Source organism: Bacteroides sp. D55t1_190419_B8 (assembly GCF_015558905.1).
Taxonomy (GTDB): Bacteria; Bacteroidota; Bacteroidia; order Bacteroidales; family Bacteroidaceae; genus Bacteroides; species Bacteroides vicugnae.
The window spans coordinates 18,978-45,227 of the sequence record NZ_JADMOU010000005.1; the positions used below are offsets into that span (position 1 = coordinate 18,978).

The 26,250-nt window shown below is 40.5% G+C and carries 18 protein-coding genes and 2 riboswitches; of the genes, 7 read left to right on the plus strand and 11 right to left on the minus strand.

Going from position 1 to position 26,250, the window contains the following annotated elements; all coding sequences use genetic code 11:
- Positions 1-27: 27 nt before the first annotated feature.
- The 6 genes from I2I13_RS06150 to I2I13_RS06175 form a co-directional block, all read right to left on the minus strand.
- Positions 28-660 (minus strand): AAA family ATPase, encoded by a 633-nt coding sequence (locus I2I13_RS06150; protein WP_138274543.1) that lies wholly within the window; start codon positions 658-660, stop codon positions 28-30.
- A 52-nt stretch (positions 661-712) separates the two neighbouring features.
- Positions 713-3,424, minus strand: a complete 2,712-nt coding sequence (locus I2I13_RS06155; RefSeq protein WP_229128576.1) for an outer membrane beta-barrel protein — start codon at positions 3,422-3,424, stop codon at positions 713-715.
- A gap of 295 nt (positions 3,425-3,719) precedes the next feature.
- Positions 3,720-5,024, minus strand: coding sequence for a DUF5074 domain-containing protein (locus tag I2I13_RS06160; protein ID WP_195649104.1), 1,305 nt, complete (start codon positions 5,022-5,024; stop codon positions 3,720-3,722).
- 31 nt (positions 5,025-5,055) lie between these two features.
- Positions 5,056-6,102 carry a hypothetical protein gene (locus I2I13_RS06165; RefSeq protein ID WP_195649105.1) on the minus strand — a complete coding sequence of 349 codons (1,047 nt, stop codon included), beginning with the start codon at positions 6,100-6,102 and terminating at the stop codon, positions 5,056-5,058.
- 20 nt (positions 6,103-6,122) lie between these two features.
- Positions 6,123-7,283 carry a DUF5074 domain-containing protein gene (locus I2I13_RS06170; RefSeq protein ID WP_195649106.1) on the minus strand — a complete coding sequence of 387 codons (1,161 nt, stop codon included), beginning with the start codon at positions 7,281-7,283 and terminating at the stop codon, positions 6,123-6,125.
- On the minus strand, positions 7,280-9,286 hold the full coding sequence (locus tag I2I13_RS06175; protein ID WP_195649107.1) for a TonB-dependent siderophore receptor: 2,007 nt from the start codon (positions 9,284-9,286) through the stop codon (positions 7,280-7,282). Before I2I13_RS06175 ends, I2I13_RS06170 begins: the two co-directional genes overlap by 4 nt.
- 210 nt (positions 9,287-9,496) lie before the next feature.
- Positions 9,497-9,708: riboswitch (cobalamin riboswitch) on the minus strand.
- 124 nt (positions 9,709-9,832) lie between these two features.
- Between I2I13_RS06175 and I2I13_RS06180 the strand changes: the two genes are divergently transcribed.
- From I2I13_RS06180 to I2I13_RS06205, 6 genes are all read left to right on the plus strand, one after another.
- Positions 9,833-10,966 (plus strand): ABC transporter substrate-binding protein, encoded by a 1,134-nt coding sequence (locus I2I13_RS06180; RefSeq protein WP_195649108.1) that lies wholly within the window; start codon positions 9,833-9,835, stop codon positions 10,964-10,966.
- The gene (locus tag I2I13_RS06185; RefSeq protein ID WP_074637528.1) at positions 10,963-11,979 is read left to right on the plus strand and encodes an iron ABC transporter permease; all 1,017 of its coding nucleotides are present in this window, start codon (positions 10,963-10,965) and stop codon (positions 11,977-11,979) included. The genes I2I13_RS06180 and I2I13_RS06185 overlap by 4 nt, the downstream gene beginning before the upstream one ends.
- On the plus strand, positions 11,976-12,731 hold the full coding sequence (locus tag I2I13_RS06190; protein WP_148365171.1) for an ABC transporter ATP-binding protein: 756 nt from the start codon (positions 11,976-11,978) through the stop codon (positions 12,729-12,731). The genes I2I13_RS06185 and I2I13_RS06190 overlap by 4 nt, the downstream gene beginning before the upstream one ends.
- A gap of 78 nt (positions 12,732-12,809) precedes the next feature.
- Positions 12,810-13,024, plus strand: a riboswitch (cobalamin riboswitch).
- A 215-nt stretch (positions 13,025-13,239) separates the two neighbouring features.
- Positions 13,240-14,925 carry a putative transporter gene (locus I2I13_RS06195; RefSeq protein WP_195649109.1) on the plus strand — a complete coding sequence of 562 codons (1,686 nt, stop codon included), beginning with the start codon at positions 13,240-13,242 and terminating at the stop codon, positions 14,923-14,925.
- Positions 14,926-15,076: 151 nt separating this feature from the next.
- Positions 15,077-16,432 carry an MATE family efflux transporter gene (locus I2I13_RS06200; RefSeq protein WP_195649110.1) on the plus strand — a complete coding sequence of 452 codons (1,356 nt, stop codon included), beginning with the start codon at positions 15,077-15,079 and terminating at the stop codon, positions 16,430-16,432.
- Positions 16,433-16,445: 13 nt separating this feature from the next.
- The gene (locus I2I13_RS06205; RefSeq protein ID WP_074637578.1) at positions 16,446-17,024 is read left to right on the plus strand and encodes a Crp/Fnr family transcriptional regulator; all 579 of its coding nucleotides are present in this window, start codon (positions 16,446-16,448) and stop codon (positions 17,022-17,024) included.
- A 2-nt stretch (positions 17,025-17,026) separates the two neighbouring features.
- Here the strand turns inward: I2I13_RS06205 and I2I13_RS06210 are convergent, their stop codons facing one another.
- From I2I13_RS06210 to I2I13_RS06225, 4 genes are all read right to left on the minus strand, one after another.
- The gene (locus tag I2I13_RS06210) at positions 17,027-18,196 is read right to left on the minus strand and encodes a sugar MFS transporter (protein WP_195649111.1); all 1,170 of its coding nucleotides are present in this window, start codon (positions 18,194-18,196) and stop codon (positions 17,027-17,029) included.
- On the minus strand, positions 18,193-21,318 hold the full coding sequence (locus I2I13_RS06215) for a GH92 family glycosyl hydrolase (protein ID WP_195649112.1): 3,126 nt from the start codon (positions 21,316-21,318) through the stop codon (positions 18,193-18,195). Before I2I13_RS06215 ends, I2I13_RS06210 begins: the two co-directional genes overlap by 4 nt.
- 92 nt (positions 21,319-21,410) lie before the next feature.
- Complete coding sequence (locus I2I13_RS06220) at positions 21,411-22,511, minus strand: ROK family protein (RefSeq protein ID WP_195649113.1); 1,101 nt, start codon at positions 22,509-22,511, stop codon at positions 21,411-21,413.
- Between the two features lie 37 nt (positions 22,512-22,548).
- On the minus strand, positions 22,549-24,279 hold the full coding sequence (locus I2I13_RS06225; RefSeq protein WP_148365186.1) for a class I mannose-6-phosphate isomerase: 1,731 nt from the start codon (positions 24,277-24,279) through the stop codon (positions 22,549-22,551).
- A gap of 141 nt (positions 24,280-24,420) precedes the next feature.
- Here I2I13_RS06225 and I2I13_RS06230 point away from each other — a divergent pair, with 141 nt between their 5' ends.
- Positions 24,421-25,149, plus strand: coding sequence for a GntR family transcriptional regulator (locus I2I13_RS06230; RefSeq protein WP_148365187.1), 729 nt, complete (start codon positions 24,421-24,423; stop codon positions 25,147-25,149).
- A 119-nt stretch (positions 25,150-25,268) separates the two neighbouring features.
- On the opposite strand, the gene I2I13_RS06235 is transcribed toward I2I13_RS06230, so the two are convergent.
- Complete coding sequence (locus tag I2I13_RS06235) at positions 25,269-26,060, minus strand: hypothetical protein (protein ID WP_148365188.1); 792 nt, start codon at positions 26,058-26,060, stop codon at positions 25,269-25,271.
- Positions 26,061-26,250 lie beyond the last annotated feature (190 nt).

Genomic DNA, 26,250 nt, shown 5'->3' on the forward strand with positions numbered 1-26,250 from the left:
TTTTCAATCTACTTTTCTATCACCCTATCATACAAGCTGCAGTTTCTTTACCACAAATTCTTCAATGAACCGCACTGTCTCTTCAATTCCCAAAGAAGAAGAATCGATACACAAATGATAAGTAGCTGCTGCTCCCCACGTTTTATAGCTATAATAATTATAGTATTCCGAACGTCTCTTATCCGCCTTTTCCATCATTTCTTCTGCAGCTTCCGCATCAATATGATGCATACTACACAACCGTGCTATGCGATCTTCTTTAGAGGCTGAAATAAAAACATTCGCACAACGAGGATGTTCCCGCAGAATATAATCTGCGCAACGTCCTACAAAGACACAAGATCTTTCTGCTGCCAGATGACGGATCACATCACTCTGTACTTTGAACAAGGCATCATTGCTCAAGCAGTTGTTACATGGCATAGCTCCCTCACTGATAAAAGGAAAACGCATACCGAACAGTCCGCCAATAATACCTTGCGAAGCTTTTTCATCAGCCTTTTCAAAAAACTCCTTACACAATCCGCTTTCCTCTGAAGCCAGATTGATCAGTTCCTTGTCGTAGAAGTTGATCCCCAAACGGGCAGCCAACTTCTCTCCTATTTCTTTTCCACCGCTACCTAACTGACGGCCGATATTGATCACGTAATTACCGCTCATAGTACATTTTGTTTTATGGTTCTGTAGCAAACATACGACTTTTTTCTAAAAATCACATCATCAAACGAAAGTTATATTTAAAAGTGACTATGAAATATCCTTTTATTTCTTGGTTACGGAACTCATAAAAACCATCAGAAGTAGTCGTACGCCCGAAACTCTTCCTCTTTCCGAGAATATCCGCCCAATAGGCAGATAATTCCGCTTCTTTCTTTTTCAAAAACCGCCAGCTAGCACTTGCATTCCACAACATTTGGTCATCTTCGCCTTTACGGATATTCGTACCATTACGGAAAGAATAAGCCCCGTCAGTCCGTAATTGCAAACCAAAAGGAAGGTCAACGTATCCCTCAAGACGGAAACTATAATTACGTGTATAGGTATCGTTATCATTGATAGAATTAAGCGAATACTGATAATTCCAGGAAGTAGAGAAATCAATGCCTCCCCACGTGGGCTGATAAGATACATTCGCGTCACACCCCAATCCGGTATCACGTGTCGTACTTTTCTTCGGTTCGAGGCTCTTGTCTTCATTAATCATACTGACACGATTGCTATGATTACCGTTCATATCCAACCGCAAAGAAAAATGTCCCAGACGTTTCCACCAGTTGGCACTTCCATATACATTCCAGTTTCCGTTAATATTAATAGGAGATGTCTCACGTCCACCGGTTTGTGCATCATATAGCACTACCTGCGTCACGCTATTCTGTTCCATTTGCCCGCCGATATTCGCAGATATACCTTTTTTTGAGTGTTGAAAGCCCACACGGACACTATGAGAAAACATCTGTTTCAAATCCGGATTTCCCCGGGTGATATACAACGGATTACTGTTATCCGTCAGCGGCATTAAATCAGATAAAGAGGGTTGCCGGGTTCTACCGCTATAATTGAAAGTGATCCGTGCCTCTTTCTTTTTCCAATTCACCCATATCATAGGCTGGAAGTCGATAGTATGCATGGTAGTGTCCGCATAGAGCTTTCCCATTTTCCGTTCAATGGCACGTTTTTGCGGGGTCATTCCCAATGAGGCATTAAACATCCAGGTATCATCGGAGTAATTGAGCCCTACATCCAAGTTATGTCCATTCGTACGACTATGACTCCGATTGCTCAAACTATCCACATATCCTGCTTCATAGTCGGGAGGCAGCTCACCAAAAACTTCCGACTTCGTCAGAGAAGATAATTCATACGTATCACGATTATCACGCTCATAGTTAGTATCCCAGTTATATGCTACCCGGAAATGCATCTTCTTACCAATAGGCTGGGCAAAGGTAATCCCGACTCTCCATGAATTATTTTTTTGAGGCGACTTCAAATACTGGTTACGATAAAGCACCGAATCATTTCCCAATTTATCTTCGAGACGGAAATAAGTAGTTTTGGAAAGCGAAAAGCTTTCATTATCTCCCCACGAATCCGAGTTCAGGATATTCAATGCCAGCGTTGTACCTTTTTCATTCAGACGCCTCATAATACCCATCATCCAGCTATAACGGTTCGACTGATTCTCCGAACGCGACCGGTTCTCACTACGATTCACTTTTATATTCCGAGGAATAGATTCAAAGTCATCAAACAAGCTCTCATGACTTATGCCGGGAGGAGCATCAAAGGATGCATTCTGGCTACTGTTTTCATTCCTGTTGGGAGAGATTCCTACATTACCGGTGAAATGTATGCGTGTACGCTTATCCACTTCCCAACTTCCCATGAAGTTAGAACTAATCGACCGCCCCTTAGAGTTACTTTCGTTAGTAGACGCAGAGTATTGATTACCTGCCGGCAAATACTGTTCCTGATAAATGGAAGAAAGATTTCCGTTCCGGTTCAAATTATAGTTCACACTTCCGGTCAGGGAGAATTTCTTACCGAATTTATGAGTCATATTCATTCCTACCGAATTGTTGATATTATCCTTGTACGTACTATTTTGGTATCTGTTGGTAGACTGCGCGATGAAAGAAAGATTATCTCCGTCTTTACTAAAATAATTCACTTGTCCCTCCAAATCCTTTTTCTGGTTATTCCCGTATCCTACCGTTGCATTTGTCAGCCAGGTTTTGTTCAATTCATCCTTAGTCTGCAAGTCGAGTACATATTTCTTTTCTCCTGAACTAATTCCGGTGAACTCCTCTTCTTTTGATTTCTTATCATATACTTTCAACTTACTAATCAGGTCCGCCGGAAGATTTTCGAGCGCTGTCTTTTTATCTCCGGCGAAAAAAGCTTCGCCATTTACATTGATTTCACTGATGGGCTGTCCGTTATATATCAACGAATTATCTTTCTTATTATATACCAATCCGGGAACACGCTTCACCAAATCTTCCAGATAAGCTCCTTCACGAGTCTTAAAAGCGGCAGCATTGATAACCGTAGTATCTCCCTCCATCACTACTTCCTGCAATTTTCCCGTTATCGTCACTTCACTAATCTGAATATCATCATCTTTCAATACCACTGTACCGATATTCACCGATACAGAGTCTTCCAGCGTCCGGTATACAGATTGCATTCCCATAAAAGAGACTTTCAACAGGTATTTCTTTTTCTTCTGCGGTTGATAATTAAGAACGAAACGCCCATTCTTATCACTTGTTATCCCCTTGATAAAGGCAGAATCGCTCTTCGCCAAAATAACAATGCTGGCAGATGGCAATGCCCGCTTCTCATTACTGCCGGCTTCCACAGTCTGCACTCTTCCTCGCACAGTTCTCACTTGTTGAGCATACATTATTGTATGCATGCAAAAGATTAATAAAAAGCCCCCGCATAGTCTGCTAATTTTCATATCAATAGTAGTCAAGTCTAATATTTAATTCTGTCGAAATTATGACACAAAATTAAGGAGTTTTCTTGAAAGCATACTACTTTATCCATTTTATTAAAACTAATTACATTCCAATCACACAAGGTCACAATATATCCAAACAAAAAGAAGACTTCCTTACCAATCAAAAAATATACTTCTTAAAAGGACATTCTTTTCTCGGACAAGGAAGTCTCTATCATTCAACGTAATAGATTATAAACTATATTTTTTACTTAAAATTTTCCGTGAAGAAAACTCCTGCAGGAAAACTATTTTTATTTTTAATATCAGTCTGCAAAACCGGCGACTTAGTAAAATCCAAAATAGCAATATCATTTGTTTTATACTCTGCATATCCTTTTAAAGTCGCAAAATAGACTTCTCCGCTTACTGGATCAACTCCCAAACTATTATAATATATGCCGGCATCTTCCACATAATCTTTTATATTAGCAACCTCTTCTGTCTTATCTTGAGAGAAAATATGCCGATATAACTTAAAGCCGGCATTGCTAAAATAAATAATATCATCTTTCGCAGAAAAGGCAGGAGCAACTCCCCAGCCAGCACCGATGCTGACATCTAATTGATGAGAATCAATTATTGTATAATCAACCGGATTAATTTTTATAATACTTGCCGGACTTGTACACGATACCCACAAATTTTCATCAAACGCCTTAGCGACGCCGGATAAAGCACCTTCGAATGAAATCGTATGTACAACAACTCCATTCTGAATCACGAAAAGCTTTTTACTACCCATTACAAAAGTTTTTTCTCCAACCACAGCCATACGATTTTTCAAAGCTCCGCTAGTGCCTTCAACTAAAGTCAAAACATCTGTAGAAGTATTTAACATATAAACTCCTTTGTTATCACGAATATAGAGATTTTCTCCTACCACAGCCAAGTTAGTCGGCCAAGATAAAGTCGTATTATTATACACTCTCACTTTCTCCAAATTATCTGCATCAGCAATAGTCAATAATCCTTCACCCCCATTCTTTGCGCCATTCTGAGAAAGTATATAAATTCGGTTATCACTAATAAACAAGTCCTGACAGACATTACCGAGCAAAGTCTGATTTACCCGATAATACGCACTATCTACCGCTATTCCTTTTGAATCAACAAAGGTCAGAGTTCCTGTCTCATTACTCATATTTCCTTCATTCAAAACAAAAGCGCCATTACCAAACCGTCCTTCCACCTTGGCAGTCATATTCGTTTGAAAGGTCTCGCCGTTACTGTCTGATACAGTCAAGCCTATAACATACTCTCCAGTCTTAGGTTGTGAGAATTTATATGTTGAAGCGGTTGACACTTCTTTTCCATCTACTGTCCACAGATATTTCATTGTTCCTGACAGATTTTCAATCCGAGCATCTAAGTATAATGTATCCAGCTGCGCTAACACATTACTTCCCGATCCGTTCCCAATCAATACAGATGAGTTCACATTATTCTCATCATCACAAGCTGCAAAAGCTAAACTCAAGGCAACAGTTGCCAATACTAAATACTTTCTCATTTTTATCTTCATTATTATAAATTATTTTTACTTATTTACGCGTATCAATATCAACTCCTAAAATATGTAAGTCCTCAACTCCTGATATTTCAGTGGAGCATTCCCCCAACCACCCATTTCCCTGATTGACTCCAGTATATATCTTTATGAAATCAACCCCGGGTAAATGCACCTTTTGACCTTTTGAATTTACTGCCCAATCTATATCAATAGCAGACTCGTCTTTTGTATTCAATTCATTATCAGCATAACCATAACGGAATTTATACAATACAAAATAACTACCTTGCCCACTTTCGTCAACAGCATTTTGAGGTAAACAAGTTCCCTTAAAAGTTATTTTATCTTCTTTTATCCATTCCGGATAATAACATTGCTTGTGAAATGTATTCTTCACTTTATATCCGGAGTTTCCCTGATTATCTTCCCACCAGATATATTTCTCCCTTTCTTCCGAAGTGGTCGGCTCTTTTTCCGGACGATAGTATGTAATTTCATAGTTTCGATAAGTCTTCACATCATTTCCAGCAGTTACAGCCTTATCATACCATAATTCTAATGCAGGGTTTTCGTGAGCACTACCAGCAATTTCATACCACTCATCATCCGGCACACCATTCTGATTTTTATCATAAGCTACCATGATCACTCCCGGCTCACAACTTCCTCCCTCCGGTGCATTGATATCAGGATTATCCGCAGAATAAAAAGCATTGCCAAGCACTCGAAAATCACGTTTTCCAACAACATTGGCGATCGTATGATCAAAACCTACCACAACATATCCCCCGAATCCTCCTAACGAAATCATTCCTTTTTTATTATTACCAATAGCAGCCAACACTTTCTCATTCATTGCCTCTTGTGTATCACCTTCCTCATATTCCGGCAACGAATTAGTAAATTGTCCTACGGCCGGAACAAAATCAAAAACTTTAGTGATATAGGCCGTAGCCCCTTCAGGAGTAGGTTCTATATTTTCAAAAGTATCTTCTTCATCACCACACCCTGTGAATACAGTTCCCCAACATAAAAAAACTGCAATGCCCCATGTTAGTCTTAAAATCTTCCTTTCCATTTTTATTAATTATCAGTTAGTTATTGAAATGTTTTCGTTGTAAAAGCAAAATGAGCCGGTATATCTCCTGCCCTGACTTTCCATCTTTTCTTTCCTTCAGGACTAAAGCAATAAAGATATCCGGGCACTACATAACTTTTTGCATCTGTTACAAAAATTTCTTTTGTCTCTGGGTTTACGGCCACCCCATATGGAATTGCAATCTCTGTTTCTGTTCCATCAGTAATAAAATTGTGAGAAACTATTTTATTTTGTCTCACGTCATAAAGAGTATAAGTGATAGTATTACTTTCCGTAACGTAACTCCATTCCACACTTGTCATATAGATAGAATCTCCACTCATACACATCTCACTGGCAGCAAGTCCCAAACTCCCTGTCACACGATCCGTTTGAGTATCTATAATAAAAACATCTGACCCGGTTCCATAATAATCCCCCCTCGAACTCACATATATACGCCCGTAACGATCCAACTTCATACGGTGAAGATTGATAGCCACGTCAATAGTTTTAATAACTTTAAAGGTCTTCAAATCAATGACTGATACAGTCCGGTCATAATCCGGGAAACGGTAACCGCCGGAATTGGCGACATAGAGTTTTCCATCTTTTATTACCATTTCTTCGGGCTGATAACCGACCACCACTTCACGGGTTATAGCCAAATTAGTCGTATCTACTTCAACTATTTTTCCCGGGCGTGCATTAGGGTCTATTCCGACAGGCCCTGCATAAGAACTAACATACGCCTTTCCATCGCTAAAAGTGATATACCGGCAATTCGTTACATCTATTTGCCCCAAGTGTTGCGCTGTTTCCACATCCATCACTTCTATAAAGTTTGAGCAATTAATTACAGCATACAATTTATCCCCATAAATCTGCAAATCATTTCCAACATCTCCCAATTCTTTTACCACAGACGGATTTCGTTCAGCATAAATATTGCGATGATACTTACCGGTAGTACAATCATAAAAATCAAGCGTACATTTATTGCTCCCCATGTTTCCTTCATTAAGAAGATACATTCCTTTGATACGGATCCCCCCCATCGGATCCTTACCAACTTCTATCTCATCAGAAGGTAAAACCGGCAGTTCTCCCCGACAAGCAAACAAACAGCAACTTGTTACTATTCCAAACAAGACATGCAAAAGAATATTCTTCACCATCATATAGTTAAATATAAAATGAATTTAAAGTTAGTTCCGGGCATCGGATAAGACCTTACGACTTCATATTGTTGATTAAAAATATTATTCACTTCCAAAGCCAACTTGAAATCATACTTTTTCCAATTGAAATTCTTTGCAAAAGATAAATCACTTGTATACCAAGGAAGGTGATAATTTTCCGGAGTATTGGCAGAAACATCATAACGTTCTCCCGTATATATAAAACTATAGTTCAACTCCCATGATTTGTATTCAGCATTCAGTATGGCCGAACCACTATGCCAGGGTATATACGCTATTTGCCCTCCATACGTATCTTTATCCAGCTTATCAGTAAAATCCTGTGCTTTTTGGTAAGTATATGACAATCGGCTATCAAACATCCAATCATCACCCAATTTCCAATTTCCCTGCAAAACGACATCCACCCCTTTTATTTTGACAAGCCCCAAGTTAACCATTGTCCAACGAAAGAAATTATTGGTAGGAGTTGCTATTATTTTATTTTCCACCTCATTATAGTATGCATCCAGTTGAACATTTAAAGCTTGCAGCCACGTTCCAGCAAATAATTTCTGATAAGTAAACCCTACATTATATTGATTCGTATATTCAGGTTTTAATTTTATATTTCCTATGAATGTATAATACAAATCATTTAATGTCGGCATACGAAATATCCGTTTATAAAAAGCACGTAAATTAAAATCAATATTCTTGAAAGGCTTATAGGAAGCCATGAAAGTAGGAGTAAATTCCATTTTATTCCCGGCTGAAGTAGTATCCGAAGCAACATTTTCCTGTACGAAAGTTCCTAAAACACTAGCTTGCAACTTAAAACGCTCAAAATGTAAAGAAGTAGCCGCTGCTACTAATGTCGTATTCCGTTGGGGATAAGGAAAATCAGTCAGATTAGCATCCAACTTATTCCATTGATAGTCCGCTGAAAGATTCACATCACAAAAAGGAAGAAGAGTTACCCTATTAGCCATTGACAAATAAACTTCCTGTTGACGATATGTATTGTCCACATACATAGTAGCCTCCTCTTTTCTGGGATCTGCCAAATAGTGCAAATAATCATACGCATACTTGGTGTTCAACAACAAACTATATACTCCACCGAAATCTTTCTTGAAAGAAGACTGAAAAAAGAAATTTTTATCCCACTGGCGATCTTCATGTGAGAAACGATTCCGAACAACAGCACCAGGATATCCACGCTCCGAATTATAAAAATAAGCTTTCGTACGCCAGTATCCACCTTTCATTTTACCATATAAGCCTCCTTCGGCACGTAAAGCATTCACATCTCCATTGCGACGGACTGCCGTAGTATCATATCCCCCGGCTACAGCATAAGTAAATTTATACTTTCCGGTTGTATACATATATTCGGTACTAAGTGATGCACTCACATTCTCACTCAGTTTTTGTTCCCAAAGCAAAGAGGGATTGGCAACTCCGAAAGATCCCGTTTTAAAGGTCGCTCTTACATGATAGTTTCTATTTCCTTGAAACACAGGCGTCCTCGACTGCAGATAGATAGATCCCGCAGAGCCGAAATCTTTTGCCGGCTGAAAAATTGCACTTTTCTGACCATTATATAAAGTGACAGCTTCCATGTTATCCAAAGAAAAGCGCCCCAAATCAATAACTCCATTCTGAGCATTCCCCAATTCAATGCCATCATAGAACACTCCGACATGATTCGTCCCCATACTTCGAATATTAACGGTCTTCAAACCACCTATTCCACCATAATCTTTTATTTGCACTCCTGAAAAATAACGTATGGCATCTGCAACTGAATGTACCGCCAACTTTTCTAACTTATCTCCTGATAAAGATTGAACAGGAATCACTTCCTTATTAATTTTAGCAGTGACTACTACTTCATTAAGATGATGTAAACTGTCCAGCTTGCTTTGTGCTGACAACCATGAAACCATACTCAAAAAGCATCCTATCCAAAATATCCTAAAATGAATCTGCCCGAACATAATCCTCCTGTTTATTAATTAAAATAATAAACTTTCATAGGGTTACAGCAAGGATGCAATTTTCCACACACTCAAACACATATACGTACTTCTTTCCCGTATAATGGCACATTCAAAAAGGCATATTATTCCCTTCCGGAACTTCACATCATCAATAAAGATGTATTTTGAATAAAAAAACTGCACTCTTCAAACTCTAATCCCAGAAAGTTTCAAGAATTCAACTTTGGCAGGTCTTCTGACTTACTCCATTTTCCTAACGCCCTTCCCATCTCTCCAAAGTGAGACAGTGGATTTGAGTATTGTAGGAAAACTTTTGGCGGAGCTTACAGCAGCGGGTCTGTTCAGGATTTACACCTGATTCCCTTTTCACCACTCTTCCGTAGCATCGGACGAGTGACACCAAAATTTCTGTGGCAAATATACACTAAATAGAAATAAATCAGAAGAAAATTCGAATTAAAATAAAAACAAACTAATAATAAGTCCTATCTTTGCCCCCGAGAGCATCCACTATTATTTTTTCTAATTAAAAGCCGTATAAAAGTGAAATCTCCAATCTCAACTATCGCATTACTATGCCTCTTCTTTTTGGCAAGCTGCATATCTCGTAATAAAACATCTCTGGAGGTATTTAAGCAAAATATATATATCCCCGAATATGCTTCAGGATTCAAGATTCTAGGCGCAGAGAATTTTGCCAGCACCCTTATACAGATAACGAATCCATGGCAAGGGGCTAAAGACATAACAATGTCCTATTTCGTTTCACGCAACGGTGAACAAGCGCCCGCCGGATTCAATGGACCTATAATTCCTGCCGGAGCGAAACAAATCGTATGCATGTCTTCTTCTTACATTGCCATGCTCGACGCGTTGGGAGAAATAAACAGAATTGTCGGAGTGTCAGGTATCGATTACATTGCCAATCCTTATATTCTTGCCCACAAAGATTCGATCAAGGACCTGGGACCGGAAATGAATTACGAGCTATTGATCAGCCTAAAGCCTGATGTGGTATTATTATATGGAATAGGTGATGCCCAAACCGCTGTGACGGATAAACTAAAAGAACTCTCTATACCCTATTTGTATATGGGAGAGTATCTGGAAGAATCACCACTCGGCAAAGCCGAATGGATGCTTGTTCTTTCGGAGCTGACGGACAAGCGGGAGGAAGGAATGGAAATATTCAGAGAAATCCCCAAACGCTATTATGCACTAAAAACACTTACAGACTCCGTCAAGCAACGTCCTACCGTTATGTTCAATACCCCGTGGAACGACAGTTGGGTGATGCCTTCCACACAAAGTTACATGGCACAATTGGTAACTGATGCAGGTGCGGATTACATCTACAAAGAAAACACTTCTAACAGTTCCACTCCCATCGGACTGGAAACGGCTTACAAACTGATACAAAAGGCCGACTACTGGATTAATGTAGGCATGGCTTCTACGTTGGATGAACTAAAGACGGTCAATCCTAAATTCGCAGATGCCAAGGCAGTACGCGAAAAAACTGTTTACAACAACAATTTACGAACAACGCCGACAGGAGGCAATGACTACTGGGAATCTGCAGTGGTACGTCCCGACATCGTATTGCGTGACCTGATTCATATCTTTCACCCCGAACTCGTATCCGATTCACTTTACTATTACAGACATCTGGAATGAAACAACCTGATAAACGTACTCCCTTTTTATTCATTACACTGGGTATAGTTGCCATACTGTTATTACTGATAGACATGGCAACGGGAGATACATATATTCCAATCACTAAGGTATGGACTGTACTCACAGGAGGCGAATGTGATGAAATGACACGTAATATTCTCCTTTCTATCCGCTTCATACGGGTAGTGGTAGCGGCTTTGATAGGAATAGCACTCTCCGTTAGTGGTTTACAGATGCAAACAGTATTCCAGAATCCGTTGGCAGACCCCTACCTGCTGGGAGTAAGTTCCGGTGCAGGACTGGGCGTAGCTCTGTTCATACTAGGTGCTCCATTACTTGGATGGGCGGAGTTTCCAATTCTTCAGTCACTGGGTATCGTAGGTTCGGGCTGGATAGGAACTGCTGTAATCTTATTGGGAGTAGCCATTATCAGCCGGAAAGTAAAAAACATTCTCGGTGTACTGATTATGGGAGTTATGATAGGTTATGTGGCAGGCGCCATCATCCAGATTCTGCAATACCTAAGTTCTGCCGAACAACTGAAAATGTTCACACTTTGGTCAATGGGATCTCTTAGCCATATCACAGCCACCCAACTGGGAATTATGCTACCTATGCTATGTATCGGCTTACTGATTTCCGTAGCCTGTATCAAATCGCTGAACCTGCTACTGCTCGGTGAAAACTATGCACGAACGATGGGAATGAACATAAAACGTTCACGCACGTTCATCTTTGTTTCTACCGCACTGCTGACAGGAACGGTCACCGCTTTCTGTGGTCCGGTAGGATTTATCGGTCTGGCAGTACCGCACGTCACACGACTGCTGTTCAACAATGCCGACCACCGGATACTTGTCCCCGGCACCATGCTGACAGGACTTATCAGTATGCTTCTCTGCGACATCATCGCCAAGAAATTCCAGCTTCCGGTTAACTGCATCACCGCCTTGCTAGGTGTTCCGGTTATTTTATGGGTAATCACCAAAAACTTGCGTAGATTCAAATGATAGAGCTTAAAGAACTGACATTAGGATATGGACAGCGCACGCTGTTGGAAACCGTAAATACCCGAATCACGGGCGGACAACTCGTCGCCCTGCTGGGACGTAACGGGACGGGAAAAAGTACCCTGCTCCGTGCTATGATGGGATTGGAAAAGCCTCAATCAGGAGAAATTACTCTGCAAGGAAAAAACATAGCTTCATTGAAACCGGAAAAATTAGCCCGGAATATCAGCTTTGTCACCACCGATAAAGTACGCATCGCCAATCTCCGCTGTAAAGATGTAGTAGCTTTAGGACGTGCTCCCTACACCAACTGGATCGGTCAACTGCAACCGGAAGACCAAAAGCGAGTGGACGACGCTATGCAGCTAGTCGGTATGTCCGGTTATGCAGAAAAGACAATGGACAAAATGTCCGATGGCGAATGTCAGCGAATCATGATTGCCCGTGCCCTTGCACAGGATACTCCCGTCATCCTGCTTGATGAGCCGACCGCCTTCCTGGACTTACCCAACCGCTACGAGCTCTGTTTACTTTTAAAGAAACTGGCACAGGACGAGGGCAAATGCATCTTGTTCTCCACTCATGACCTCGACATCGCCTTATCGCTCTGCGACTCCATCATGCTCATAGATAATCCGCAGATGTACACACTACCTACTCAGGAAATGGTGACCAGCGGACATATAGAAAGACTTTTCCGCAATGAATCAGTCACGTTCGATGCGCAGGAGATGAGAGTACGCATCAAATAAACAAACAGATATCCGACAAGAATCAGACTGTGTATAAAATAAATAGGTAGCATTCATTTGGGTTCTATATAAATTCGCTATCTTTGCCCCCGAATTGGTTTCAGATAGCCATATCAACTATCTGAATTAAAAGGGAATCGGGTGTAAATCCCGGACAGTCCCGCTGCTGTGAAACTCTATTCAACTTCTTGATATTTACTTTTACCACTGACCGGGTATGATAGATAGTCAAGGTCGGGAAGGAATCAGGAAGGGAGTCAGTCAGAAGACCTGCCATTCATACCTTAATAGCTGTTTTTACTCGTGGGATAGGAAAACGGCAGACTGTAAAAAAAATAATCGGGTAGTCATGACATCGGAAATGATTGAAGGAGGATAAATTCTCTCTAGCTAAAATATCAAAAGGACGGCATTAAACCGTCATGCTCAATGTGTGCGTATCCCCGCAGAAGTGATTTCTCCGGGGGTACTTTTTAGCTAAACTAAATATCATCATATAATAATCACAATGGAAGTTCTAAGAAATTTATTTGAAGGTTACCCCAATCTTTGGGGCGGCGGAGTGGCACACTCCGTACTGATTCTGTCACTAACCATAGCGTTTGGAATCATCCTTGCAAAAATCAAAGTGCGGGGAGTATCTCTGGGAGTTACCTGGATACTCTTTGTCGGAATCGTATTCGGTCATTTCAACATGAATCTGGACGAACACCAGCTCCACTTTCTGAAAGAATTCGGATTGATTCTGTTTGTTTACTCAATTGGCCTGCAAGTGGGGCCCGGCTTTTTTTCGGCATTCAAAAAGGGTGGCTTCACCTTGAATATGCTGGCCATGCTGGTAGTAGTATTAGGAGTAACCATTACTATCATCCTGCACTTCACCACCGGAACTCCGATTACCACAATGGTAGGTATTCTGTCCGGAGCCGTCACCAACACTCCGGGACTGGGAGCCGCACAACAGGCCAACAGTGATTTGAATGGTATAGACGCTCCCGAAATTGCTTTAGGATATGCTGTCAGTTATCCGCTGGGTGTAGTAGGTATCATCCTCTCACTGCTTGCTTTGAAATATCTCCTGCGCATCAATACTGCTCAAGAAGAAAAAGATGCAGAAGTCGGTCTGGGACATCTTCAGGAACTTACTGTACGCCCTATCTCCATCGAGGTGAGAAACGAATCGGTAGACGGTATCAAGATTAAAGAACTCCGCCCGTTACTGAACCGTAAATTTGTCATTTCCCGCATCAAACACCGCGAAGGTGGAGAAACCGAATTGGTTAATTCCGAGACAACCCTACATGTAGGGGATATCATATTAGTGATCTCTACCCCGATTGACGTGGAAGCAATCACTGTATTCTTCGGAAAGGAAATCAAAATGGAATGGGAACAACTGAACAAAGAACTCATTTCACGCCGTATCCTGATTACTAAACCGGAATTGAACGGGAAAACACTCTCACAACTTAAAATCAGAAATAACTTCGGAGCAAACATCACCCGCGTCAATCGTTCGGGAGTAGACTTGGTAGCTTCTCCACAATTACAGTTACAAATGGGAGACCGTGTCACCATTGTAGGTTCCGAACTGGCTGTTGCTCATGCAGAGAAAGTACTTGGCAACTCCATGAAACGCTTGAATCACCCGAACCTGATTCCTATCTTTATAGGTATCGCTTTAGGATGTATCCTGGGAAGTCTTCCTTTCGCATTTCCCGGAATCCCGCAACCTGTGAAACTAGGACTGGCAGGCGGTCCGCTCATCGTTTCTATCCTGATTAGCCGTTTCGGTCCGAAATACAAGTTGATTACTTATACCACCATGAGTGCCAACCTGATGCTTCGTGAAATCGGTATTTCCATCTTCCTCGCCTGCGTAGGTTTGGGAGCAGGCGAAGGCTTTGTAGACACAGTCATTCATGGCGGAGGATATGTATGGGTAGGCTACGGAGTCATTATAACCATCCTGCCACTTCTGATTACAGGATTGATAGGACGATATTATTGCAAGCTGAATTATTTCACGCTTATCGGTGTTCTGGCAGGTTCTACCACCAATCCGCCGGCATTGGCTTACTCCAATGACCTGACCTCTTGTGATGCTCCTGCCGTTGGTTACGCTACGGTCTATCCGCTCACCATGTTTCTGCGAGTATTGACGGCACAAATATTGATTCTGTCGTTGGGATAATAATACCCTACTTCTTGCATATCAGCATACGAATCAACAAAGTGCCTCTTCTTATCTTATTACTATATAGCAAAAATTACCATTTGGTAATTTTTATCTCCTCTCATAAGCCTACCTTTGTCGCCATTTTCAATGACAAAGGTAGAAAGTTATGAAAGATAGTATTGATTTCGGCAGTATGAACATCTCCACGTTGTTCCGTAAGTTACTAATTCCTACAGTACTTGGGATGGTATTCTCGGCTCTGTTCGTTATTACGGACGGTATATTTGTAGGAAAAGGAATTGGCAGTGACGCACTGGCAGCAGTAAATATCACTGCACCGCTTTTTATGATTGCAGCAGGGATTGGACTGATGTTCGGAGTGGGAGCTTCGGTGGTGGCTTCCATTCATTTATCTCAGGGAAAACGCAAAGTGGCAAGTATTAATATCACTCAGGCAATTGCTTTTTCCGCATTGCTCATACTTATCCTGTCTGCTCTGTGTCTTTATTTTATAGAGCCATTAGCCAGATTATTGGGTAGTTCGGACCGGTTATTACCGTTAGCCATAGAATATATGGCATGGTACATCCCTTTTCTCGTATTCTACGAAGTATTAAATATAGGAATGTTCTGCATCCGCCTGGATGGTTCGCCCACCTATGCCATGATGTGTAATGCGGTTGCAGCCATACTCAATATCATACTGGATTATATATTTATCTTCGAATTTGGTTGGGGAATGATGGGAGCAGCTTTTGCCACCAGTCTGGGGACTGTTGTAGGAGGGCTGATGACACTGATTTACCTCCTCCGTTTCTCTCGTACCCTCCATCTATGCCGGATAAAATTAAGTATCAAAAGTCTGTTACTGACTCTTCGCAACATCGGCTATATGATTAAACTGGGAAGTTCTGCTTTTATCAGTGAAGCCTCCATTGCCTGTATGATGTTTCTGGGGAACTACGTTTTCATCCACCATCTCGGTGAAGACGGAGTGGCAGCATTCAGTATTGCCTGTTACTTCTTCCCCATCATCTTCATGGTCTATAATGCCATTGCACAATCCGCACAACCGATTATCAGTTATAACTTCGGAGCCGAACAGCCCGAACGTGTACGAAAGACACTGCATCTCGCCATTCGGACCGCTTTAATCTGCGGTATCAGCTTTTTCATTCTTACCGTACTATGCTGCCAAGACATCGTTTCATTATTTATTGACCGCAGTTACGCTGCATTCGATATAGCAGTAAACGGGCTTCCTTATTTTGGAGCAGGATTCATCTTCTTTGCCGTCAACATGATTGGCATTGGTTATTACCAGAGTGTCGAAAGAGGTCAGCGGGCAACAATTATCACTCTTCTCCGGGGAGTAGTGTTTATGTTGATCGGATTCTTTGCGCTCCCTCCGGTATTGGGTACACCGGGTATCTGGCTAGCCGTACCATTGGCAGAGTTATTAACCACTTTCTATATTTTCGGAATTTATTTGAAAGATCGTTTCATTGTCTGCCGACGATAAGTATCTTTGCAATATGAGAACATTCATTGAAAAACTTTGCGATAGATACAAGGTATCAAAAACCGATGTACAGTCTCTACTGAACTGTATGGAAGAGGTGCATTTCAAAAAGAGAGATTTAATAGTACGCGAGGGGACAAAAAACTGTAATCTTTATTTTATCAAGACAGGAATATGGCGAGCCTATTATCATAAAGACGGAGTGGACACTACCATCTGGTTTGCTTCAGACGGAGAAGCTGCTTTCTCCGTCTGGGGTTATGTAGATAATGCCTACTCATTAATAAATATTGAGGTCATGTGTGACAGTGTGGCCTATTGTATTTCCCGAACAGCTCTGAATCAGCTATTCGCCTCATCCATCGGACTCGCTAATTTGGGGCTCCGCCTCATGGATCATCAGTTTCTTCAACAGGAAAACTGGCTTATCAGTTCGGGAAGCCCACGGGCTAAAGAACGCTATCTCAACCTTATCAAAGAGACTCCGGAATTATTGCAATATGTACCTTTAAAACATATTGCGTCTTACTTGTGGATAACTCCGCAGTCGCTAAGTAGGATTCGGGCGAAGATAGCATCTTCTCCGCAATAATACTATGCTTTCGCGGTCTTCACCCCAAAAGCACAATAAGTCAAATAACCCACACAAGCTAAAGTGACAAAAACGCCTCCAATAATACCTACTGTTCCAATCGCAAATCCAATCACCGGAGTAACTACTCCACCTCCGGCAACAGCAGTAATCATCAGCCCTGAAATCTGGTTTGCTTTTTCCGGCCTTGCCTGTAAAGCCATAGAATAAATGATAGAGAATACCGATGAAGCAAAAAAACCGACAGCACCGATACAAATCAGATTTATCATATCATCTTTCACAAAGGCCAGAATAAGCAAAGAGATCATACAGGCAACAATATTCACACGGAAATATTTCATTTCAGCAATACGGGCTAACAAGAAAGCACCCAGCAAAGCACCTACCGTACGGCTTAAGAAATAAACCTGTGGAGCAAACTTCACTTGTTCTGCCGTCCAGTCAAATCGTTCCGCCATCAGTTTGGAGCTGATAAAATTGGTAGCAACATCTACACCGACAATAAAGAAGATACCCAAAAACAACAGCAGAATCGTTTTATCTTTCAAAAGAGAAAAAGTATCACTGATAGAAAGTTGTTGGGTCGCGGCACTAGAATCTTCCCGTTTAACAGGAGTAGCCATCAGCCAAACAGCGGACAATAACGTGATGAACCCTAATATAGGGAAGCAATAATACCATTTGTCGTCTCCAAAGTGCGCTACAGCCAGCAATACAATCTCCGGTCCGACAAGAGAAGATACTGCTTTGATTACCTGTCCTGCCGTCAGACTACTGGTTAATAATCGTTGACCAGTTACTACATTACTCAGTAACGGATTCAGTGAAACTTGCAGAATAGCGTTACCTATACCTAACAACGCATACGCAATCATACAAGTCATGCTATCATAAATAACCAAAGGCAGAAGCATACCTACCACCGTTATTCCCATACTAAGCAAGACCGTATTCTTACGCCCCCATTTGTTCATCTGATTTCCAATAGGAATACCCAAAAACAGAAACCAGATAAAAACTAACGAAGGAACAAATCCGGTCATCGCAGGAGACCAATTGAAAGTACGTTGAACATAATCGGAAGAAATGCCGACTATATCACAGAAGCCCATAACAAAGAACCCGAAAAGAACGGGAAGGGCGGCATATATAGATTTTTGTGTTTTCATTTAACGACTCCCCAAGCTTTATTAGGTGTATCTCCCATTTCCAATATCAATTCACCTCCTTTTAGTAATTCTGATGCCGGAAAATAAAAATGATCAAGTTTCTCCCCGTTTAACACTGCACTTTGAATATATTTATTCTTTCTTGAAACATTTTTAGCAACAATCATGAACTGTTCCCCCCGATTGTAAAGTCTTCCCAATTTAATGACAGTTTTTTCATACAAAGGACTTGCTATCTCATATACGGGATCCATTTTACATCCTCCATCTGTCTGGAACAAACCTATAGCAGCCATCACAAACCATGCACTCATCTGTCCTTGATCTTCATCACCTAAATATGCATTAGCAATTCCATAACCATAATATCTATCAATCACCGAACGGACCCATTTCTGTGTCAACCAAGGCTGCCCTGCCCAATTAAATAAAAAAGCAAAATGCATAGACTGCTGATTACCTTGAACTACAGGAAAATCCCAATATTGATCATTAGGAGCATTATAACGCCATGGTTCACTAGCAGAAAATCCCCAATTCAGCCGATTCACAAACTTATTTTTCCCAATTATATCAATCAGGCCAGGTATATCCTGCGGAACAAAGAAACTAAGTTGCCAAGCATTTCCTTCCACATAATGTATATTACATCCAGATCTAAAGGGATCAAATTTTTCTACAAAATTTCCTAGTGTATCCCTCATATGAACATATCCATTTTTTGGATTAATAGCATTTTTCCACCATGAACCTCGCTGGCTGAACATCTTATAATCTTCATATTTTCCTAATGATTTTGCAAACTGAGCAACTGTCCAATCATCATAAGAGTACTCCAAAGAATTGGAGAATCTCCCTTTCTCAATAGGTACATAATGATACTGTAAATAAGGTATAAGATCTCTGTTTCCCGCAAATCCGCCAGCAACATGTGTAGCAGGAGTAGTTTGCATCTTCTTTACAGCCCTAAAAGCCTTATTTACGTCATAATCCCGAATCCCCATCTGATAAGTAGAAACTATCAACGGAATCTCATGTTCGGCTACCATAACCGGAATATACTTCATACCAGCAGGTCCTTTAGCCAACCATCCATTTGTTTCATATAAAGCTAATTGAGAATTAACCCATCTGGAAGCCCACTCCGGAGTTACCAAATTCCACACTTGATTTAAATTCCAAAATGTATTCCAAAAAGCATCACAACCTAATGCCCTATGATTCGGATCTGCCAGTTTTTGCACCTTTTTATCTGCCGACATCCATTCACCATTCACATCACTCCAAATATTCCGACAATAAGAACGATACATATTTGTATAAAAGCGTACCTTTTCCAGACGATCATTGGAAGTGATTTGTACACGACCCAAAATCTCATTCCATGTTTGTTTCTGGTTTTGTACAATAGAAGCAAAATCCCAACCAAATTTCCTGGAAATTTCTTCTTCCAGATTTTCCGATGCGTTAGCGATACTAACCAAAGAAATACCTGTACGAACTTGAACAACCGGTGTTTGTTTAGTATCAAATTCTACATACAAACCAGCATATTTCAAGTCTTTGCCTTCAATATGGTCCCTATTCAACACCTTATCTTCCACCCATCCTCCTACACTTTTAATAGGGGTATCAAATTCTATGACAAAATTTACGACATATTCCTGATCAGCATCTCCACTCCAGACATTAGGTCGAGGAGATAACTGATGACTGTATCCCTCAATTCGATAATCACTGATTTTTTTTATTTCTACATCCATCAGTTTATAATCATATTCAGTAGGAATCTGAAGATCAATCATTACACGCCCATCCTTATCTTTAGGGAAAGTATACCTTTGAAAAGATGCCCTAGTGGTAGCCGTATTCTCCACCCATATCTTCGTATCAGTCATATACACCTTATAATACCCCAATGGTGCCTCTTCTGTTTTTTTATCTATACGAGATCGATAACCCTCATCCGGTCTTAGTTCATCCCCTACCCTTATTTGAAGTTCGCCATTTGTCGGCATCATGCCAAGCCCTCCCATCGTCCATTCATGTATATGACTAAAACAGCCGATAGTTTCAAAAGTAGGTTGATAGCCTGATTGCCATCCTGCATTTTGATTATCAGGACTCAGCTTAACCATACTAAAAGGCATCCATGGTCCCGGAGCAATCATCCAGCGAGAATGTCCTGTCCCTATCTTTGTGTCCACGTAATCGGCACACGATTGCAATTGTTGAGGATTACGAACCACTATATCCGAATATAGCAGATCATTATCAGCCCAAACTTTATACATGCTTTTCTGACGTCCATAAACAGCAGGCATAAGAGCCTCAAATTGATAACGAGCCGTATCCATATCAGCAGAAAAGATTTCTAGTCCGTCCAATTCTACCCTTAGTTTAGGATTTCCTGCCAAATGTTCTGCGTCAATTAACAAAGGCTGATATCTTCGTCCATTTTCCTCTATTTCATAAGGAGCTGGAGAAACACCACGTAAAAATACTTTTTTGTTTAATTTACCCAAGCCCGCCTTTTCAGGCCCCACTAATCGTATCTGGTCAAATACAATCCATCCACCTTCTAAAACTGAAATAACAACAGTGTTTCCCCCTTTTTTTAATTCATCAGCAGGAATAGGAAATATTAATGCACTATTTTTAGCATTCCGTAAATCACCTTCTAAAACTTCTTTCACTCCCCCGTCTACAACAAATCTTTTGTCAACAGAGTTTATTCTAATCTTTACCACTGCCCCTATAGGACTCGCCCCCAATAAATCTACAACCAATTTCCAATCCTTAGATTTGGGAACATTTGCCAAATCAAAAAGAATGGTCGCATCATGCGTCCGCCATCCAGAAGTTCCTCCCGTACCTCCCCACTGATCTGCAGGTCCCGGTAACACATATGGAAAGTCCTTACTTACATCTGAACCTCCAATTAAAAAATAACGATCTTCATATCCGAAATCATTAGCCAGAAATTTTGTATATCCTGAAGGTCCTAATGCAAATTCAGCCGAAGAGTTATTTTTCTCACCTATTTCCCATAATGTTTTATCGGCTCTAACATATAAGACTACAAAAATTATCAACAAAAAAGAAAAAAAAAGTCGTTTCATATGTCACATTATTAAAATTATATATTCTTTATGCCCCTAATACGCGATAGTGAATATTGCAAGCTGTTGATTATTACATATTAATATAGATACTATAAATATTTATCCAATTCATTTAATGCAAACACATAGGCTCCTACAGAAATAGCGACATTAGTAGTTAGCTTAGTTTTCACTACTCCTACATATTTATTCAAATCACATGATACCAAAGTTCCATATTCCGGAACTGGAATTTCCGTCAACTTTTGCGATAAAAAACGGGACAAATCTTCAGAATCGTCCAAATCAAAAACTTCCATCTGTAATCTGGATAAGAAACGACCAGAAAAAGTAGTAAGTTTACCTCTCAACACTTCCAGAAATGAAGGCATTATATATTTAGAGGCTCCGGAAAGCCCCCCACCAATCACAACTATTCCATCAATAACCGTTAAAGCATAGGCAACCGCATCTCCTGCAGCCTTTCCCAGAGAAGAAAAACTACCAATGGCCGCTACCTGATTACCCATCATTTTTCCTTCAGCAATCTCATAAATATCTTTGGGGGTCAGACATCTTTCATCCCCTGATATTTCTTTATAAACTCTATTTACAGCACGAATACTGACACTCTCTTCCGCTATTTTATCTTCGTAAAAATAATTTCTAAATATCCAAAGGTCACCGCCACAGCCATTATCGCCAGATAACAACTCATTATTAATAACAACCCCACCACCAAAGCCTGTACCTATGGTAATACCCAACAAATTTCTATATCGTTTTTTACTTCCTGAAGTTTCCAACATTTTATTTATTGCAGGCAAGACTCCTGCAAGCGCCTCTCCATAAGCAAAAAGATTACCATCATTGTTAATAAAAACCGGTAAATGGAATTTTTGTTTTAAATATTCTCCTAAAGCAATACCACCCCGAAAAGCTAGAAAGTTAGGCAGATCACCAATAACACCATTCTTATAATCTGCCGGTCCAGGAAAAGCAAAACTGATTGCTACAGGCTTCCGAGTCAGTCGTTTCATCACCTCCTCAAATCCTTTTACCAATACATCCAAACATCGTTCCAAATTGTCAGTTACAGCTGCCTTACAAACTGGACATATTATTTGCTTACAGCCCTGTATGGCTGAAAACACAAAATTAGTGCCTCCCGCATCAAGCGTCATTACGATTCGTTCATCATGTTCATACATAGTTTTCAAGATATTAGATAATTGAATTATTTCATTATTAAAAGCGTACGTAGGCTTTTATCGTTACACATTCTTTTCCTGCCGATTTACCATACGGGGCAATGGTGTACTCTTTCACCGCAGCAGGAATGATAAATGTTTCCGCATAATGCACCACGAAAGGTTCAAAGGCGTGAGTAGGACTCTCAACGACGGCCTCTTCTCCCTCCAGCAAATTCAGCACATTTACACTGTCGTTTGTGTGATGCAGCACCGGTGACGAGAAACGGTGACGGCGGGTTTCGATAAATTCATTCGGATGCAATCCGGTACGTTCCTCCATCCACCCATCTCCGGAAGCCACTTCCTTAAACTGATTGCGAAGATGTTCATTTACATATTCCGTATCCCGGTTCCAGTTGATTACGCATTTACCACGTTCCACATTGATTGGGCGTGGTTTTCCATCCAGTCCCAGACGTTGCCAGTCCCATAGTTTGAAAGTAAAGAGGTTCGGAGTCGAACTGATTTCAAGCACCATGCTATTCGCACCGGAACAATGAATCGTTCCTCCCGGAATCAGAAAGTGATCGTGTTTCTTTGTCGGAATCTTGTTGACATACTTTTCTGCGTCGAACACCAATTCACCTTTTTGTGCCTTACGCAAATCGGCGATCATCGCTTCTTTATCAACACCCGTTTTCACTCCCAGATAAACTACGGCATCTTCTTCCGCGTCTACCATGTAGTAGCTTTCATCCTGTGTATAATACATACCGAAACTATCACGGATAAATTGAGTGGTAGGATGCACCTGCAAACTCAAATTACCTCCACCTATCGTATCCAAAAAGTCGAAACGGATGGGGAAGTCTTTTCCAAAACGGGCTTCCACCGGTTCGCCAAGCAACTCTTTACTTTTCAGCAACACCAAATCGACCGAAGGAAGTTCGAAGCGCACTCCGTTCACCTCAAAATAGAGGCTGTTTTCTTCGGGCACACAGTCAAAGCACCAACCAAAATTTTCGCGTTCACGATCCAAATCGCAAACATCTTTCATCCATTGACCACCCCAGGGAGCCGGATCGAAGAAAGGAACTACCCGGAACGGCGTGTTCACCGTTGCCTCTACCCCTTTAAAGAAAGTATCCTTATCAATCATCTTCGGTGTTCCGGCCACATGGGTGTCAATCCAGAATTCTACCCTGTCAAACAATCTTTCCTTATACCTATCACATACTCTCCAATCATTGAAATAGCCTCTCTTGTATTGCAAAGAAACGGCATCTTTCCGATTGTCTATCCCTAAAGCTTTTACCTCATGCCGACGGAAACGTTGTTGAATTTCCCAACGTGCCATATCCGCATATACAATCATCGCATCCTGCGGAGCCACCATGGCAGCTCCCGTACCTATTATTACAATAGTATCCTCCGCTTCACTAATTTGCTTTTGAGCAGCAGCCAATTTATCCGCATCCAAATAATCTTCCAGTTTCAAATTGGTCACATAGCCAAACAACACATCTTCTGTCATGAAGCGTTCCGTCAAAGTTTGGATCTCTTGTTCCGGTTTCATCAAATCACGCACATTCATCACCTTTCCGGAAAATTCTTTTGAAAAAGCATCCAGCACTTCTTCTTCATATACTCCAGTATATAAATCCACTGCCAGCACTTTTCTTGCATCCATTTGATTTTTTAACACAGAAATGATAGCATCCCAACCCTGAACAAGCATCCCCGTCAACTTCGTAGAAGGAAATTTATCATAATTAGCTTTTCTCATATTATAGTTGTTTTTAATTTTATATGTTCATACATACTTTAGATTGTGCAAATATATAGATTTTATTTTTATTTCAAACAAAACTTGGATTATTTTTTGATAAATCTTATATTTGCTGAAAATAAACCAATCCGGATAGATATGAAAATAGACCATAGCAGTGATAAACCTCTTCATATTCAAGCAGAAGAGATACTTAGAAGACTCATAGAATCTGAAGAGTACAAAAACGGAAAGCTATTTCCTAACGAAGTCGAATTGTCTGAACAATTACACATTTCAAGGAACACATTAAGACAAGCTATCAACAAACTCGTGTTTGAGGGACTTCTGGTACGAAAGAAAGGATACGGAACGAAGGTGGTAAAGAAAGGTATCGTAGGCGGAGTAAAGAACTGGCTTAGTTTCTCGCAGGAAATGAAGATGTTAGGTATCGAAATACGTAATTTCGAACTACATATCAGCTTGAAACGTCCGACTGAAGAAATTGGCACATTCTTTAATTTAGGTTCTAATCCTGATGCCCGCTGCGTAGTAATGGAGCGCGTCAGAGGAAAAAAGGAATACCCGTTTGTCTACTTTATCTCTTATTTCAACCCTAACATTCCATTGACTGGAGAAGAAGACTACACACGCCCATTATACGAAATGCTGGAAACTCAATATAATATAGTGGTAAAAACCAGCAAAGAGGAGATTTCAGCCAGACTTGCAGGGGAATTTATCGCAGAAAAGCTGGAAATAAAATCCAGTGATCCTATATTAATAAGGAAAAGATTTGTTTATGATGTGAACGGAATGCCGATTGAATACAACATCGGATACTACCGCGCAGACAGTTTTACTTATACAATAGAGGCGGAAAGATGAAGAGTATGTTCATACATACGCAACATAGAAAGACTATTTTAAAGACCGGAACTCTTATCTTCTTTTAAAATAGTCTTTTTGCATTCCATTTCTTTGCATTATGCTTTATCCATCATCTATCATTTATTATTAAACTTACCAATAGAGCGCCCGGCAAGAATCCTGTCCAGACTTTCATCCACAACACCTATCATCTGAAGTTTGGATAATAAATGATAGTAGGAAGTTTTTCCTACTCCTTCTATTCTTAACAGACTTTTCCAACCTCTTCCCGATACGATTTCCAGTAAATCTTTTACCGTTCGAACATCTTGATTATACAAAACATTACCCAACCGGGTATCAGCTACTTTGCAAACAGGTAATTGAAGTATCCACTCTTCCTGCTCAACATTTATATTCTTATTATTGTCTGCCAAAGATAAAAAACGAGCATTGATAGCACGTTTTCGATAAGTAGCCAATATATCTTTCTTCAGTTTCAATCCTTTAAGTATAGAGTTATAAATTTGCAATGTCTTTTGATAGGTAATTCGATGCCGACCAGCCACTTTTTCTACTGATTCTCCTGTAGAAATAGAATAGAAAATATTGCGGGCAACAGGGTGAAGAATCAATGCTGCCAGTTCACGAATGATTATTTCATATAGCGGTTTACAGGTCTTCTGTGTTCTCAATACATATAGTAGATCATCGTATCTGGAAATGATAAAGTCACGTTCCAATTTCTTTTCTTCTACGATTTTAGAAAGGTAATCTGCTTCTAAACCAAGTCTTTTGTGAGCTTCCAGATAAGCATCCAAACTCTCATCATCCAAAAACAACTGATCGTTGATTCGGGAACTCGTAATGTATCCAAGATTTGCCCAATTCTTTAAAATAGCCTCTTGGATGTCGTGTCTTTCGGACATCTGTTTTGTTGTGAGCCAATTTGCCATAAAAAAACGGAACTAGATTAATAATATTAACTAGTTCCGTACCTTTTATTATAAAAAAGTACGGAGCTGTCACAATCCCGCTAACAGGAGGTAGTAACGGCTACCCAACGCACACGGGCAGACAGCCCGTACCCTATGAAAAGTCATAGAAGTACAGGCGTCT

What these genes read in the sequence shown, in the direction of transcription:
- I2I13_RS06150 (WP_138274543.1), bottom strand. Translation starts at nt 660, where the DNA reads ATGAGCGGTAATTACGTGATCAATATCGGCCGTCAGTTAGGTAGCGGT.
- I2I13_RS06155 (WP_229128576.1), bottom strand. Translation starts at nt 3,424, where the DNA reads ATGCATACAATAATGTATGCTCAACAAGTGAGAACTGTGCGAGGAAGA.
- I2I13_RS06160 (WP_195649104.1), bottom strand. Translation starts at nt 5,024, where the DNA reads ATGAGAAAGTATTTAGTATTGGCAACTGTTGCCTTGAGTTTAGCTTTT.
- I2I13_RS06165 (WP_195649105.1), bottom strand. Translation starts at nt 6,102, where the DNA reads ATGGAAAGGAAGATTTTAAGACTAACATGGGGCATTGCAGTTTTTTTA.
- I2I13_RS06170 (WP_195649106.1), bottom strand. Translation starts at nt 7,283, where the DNA reads ATGATGGTGAAGAATATTCTTTTGCATGTCTTGTTTGGAATAGTAACA.
- I2I13_RS06175 (WP_195649107.1), bottom strand. Translation starts at nt 9,286, where the DNA reads ATGTTCGGGCAGATTCATTTTAGGATATTTTGGATAGGATGCTTTTTG.
- I2I13_RS06185 (WP_074637528.1), top strand. Translation starts at nt 10,963, where the DNA reads ATGAAACAACCTGATAAACGTACTCCCTTTTTATTCATTACACTGGGT.
- I2I13_RS06190 (WP_148365171.1), top strand. Translation starts at nt 11,976, where the DNA reads ATGATAGAGCTTAAAGAACTGACATTAGGATATGGACAGCGCACGCTG.
- I2I13_RS06195 (WP_195649109.1), top strand. Translation starts at nt 13,240, where the DNA reads ATGGAAGTTCTAAGAAATTTATTTGAAGGTTACCCCAATCTTTGGGGC.
- I2I13_RS06200 (WP_195649110.1), top strand. Translation starts at nt 15,077, where the DNA reads ATGAAAGATAGTATTGATTTCGGCAGTATGAACATCTCCACGTTGTTC.
- I2I13_RS06205 (WP_074637578.1), top strand. Translation starts at nt 16,446, where the DNA reads ATGAGAACATTCATTGAAAAACTTTGCGATAGATACAAGGTATCAAAA.
- I2I13_RS06210 (WP_195649111.1), bottom strand. Translation starts at nt 18,196, where the DNA reads ATGAAAACACAAAAATCTATATATGCCGCCCTTCCCGTTCTTTTCGGG.
- I2I13_RS06215 (WP_195649112.1), bottom strand. Translation starts at nt 21,318, where the DNA reads ATGAAACGACTTTTTTTTTCTTTTTTGTTGATAATTTTTGTAGTCTTA.
- I2I13_RS06220 (WP_195649113.1), bottom strand. Translation starts at nt 22,511, where the DNA reads ATGTATGAACATGATGAACGAATCGTAATGACGCTTGATGCGGGAGGC.
- I2I13_RS06225 (WP_148365186.1), bottom strand. Translation starts at nt 24,279, where the DNA reads ATGAGAAAAGCTAATTATGATAAATTTCCTTCTACGAAGTTGACGGGG.
- I2I13_RS06230 (WP_148365187.1), top strand. Translation starts at nt 24,421, where the DNA reads ATGAAAATAGACCATAGCAGTGATAAACCTCTTCATATTCAAGCAGAA.
- I2I13_RS06235 (WP_148365188.1), bottom strand. Translation starts at nt 26,060, where the DNA reads ATGTCCGAAAGACACGACATCCAAGAGGCTATTTTAAAGAATTGGGCA.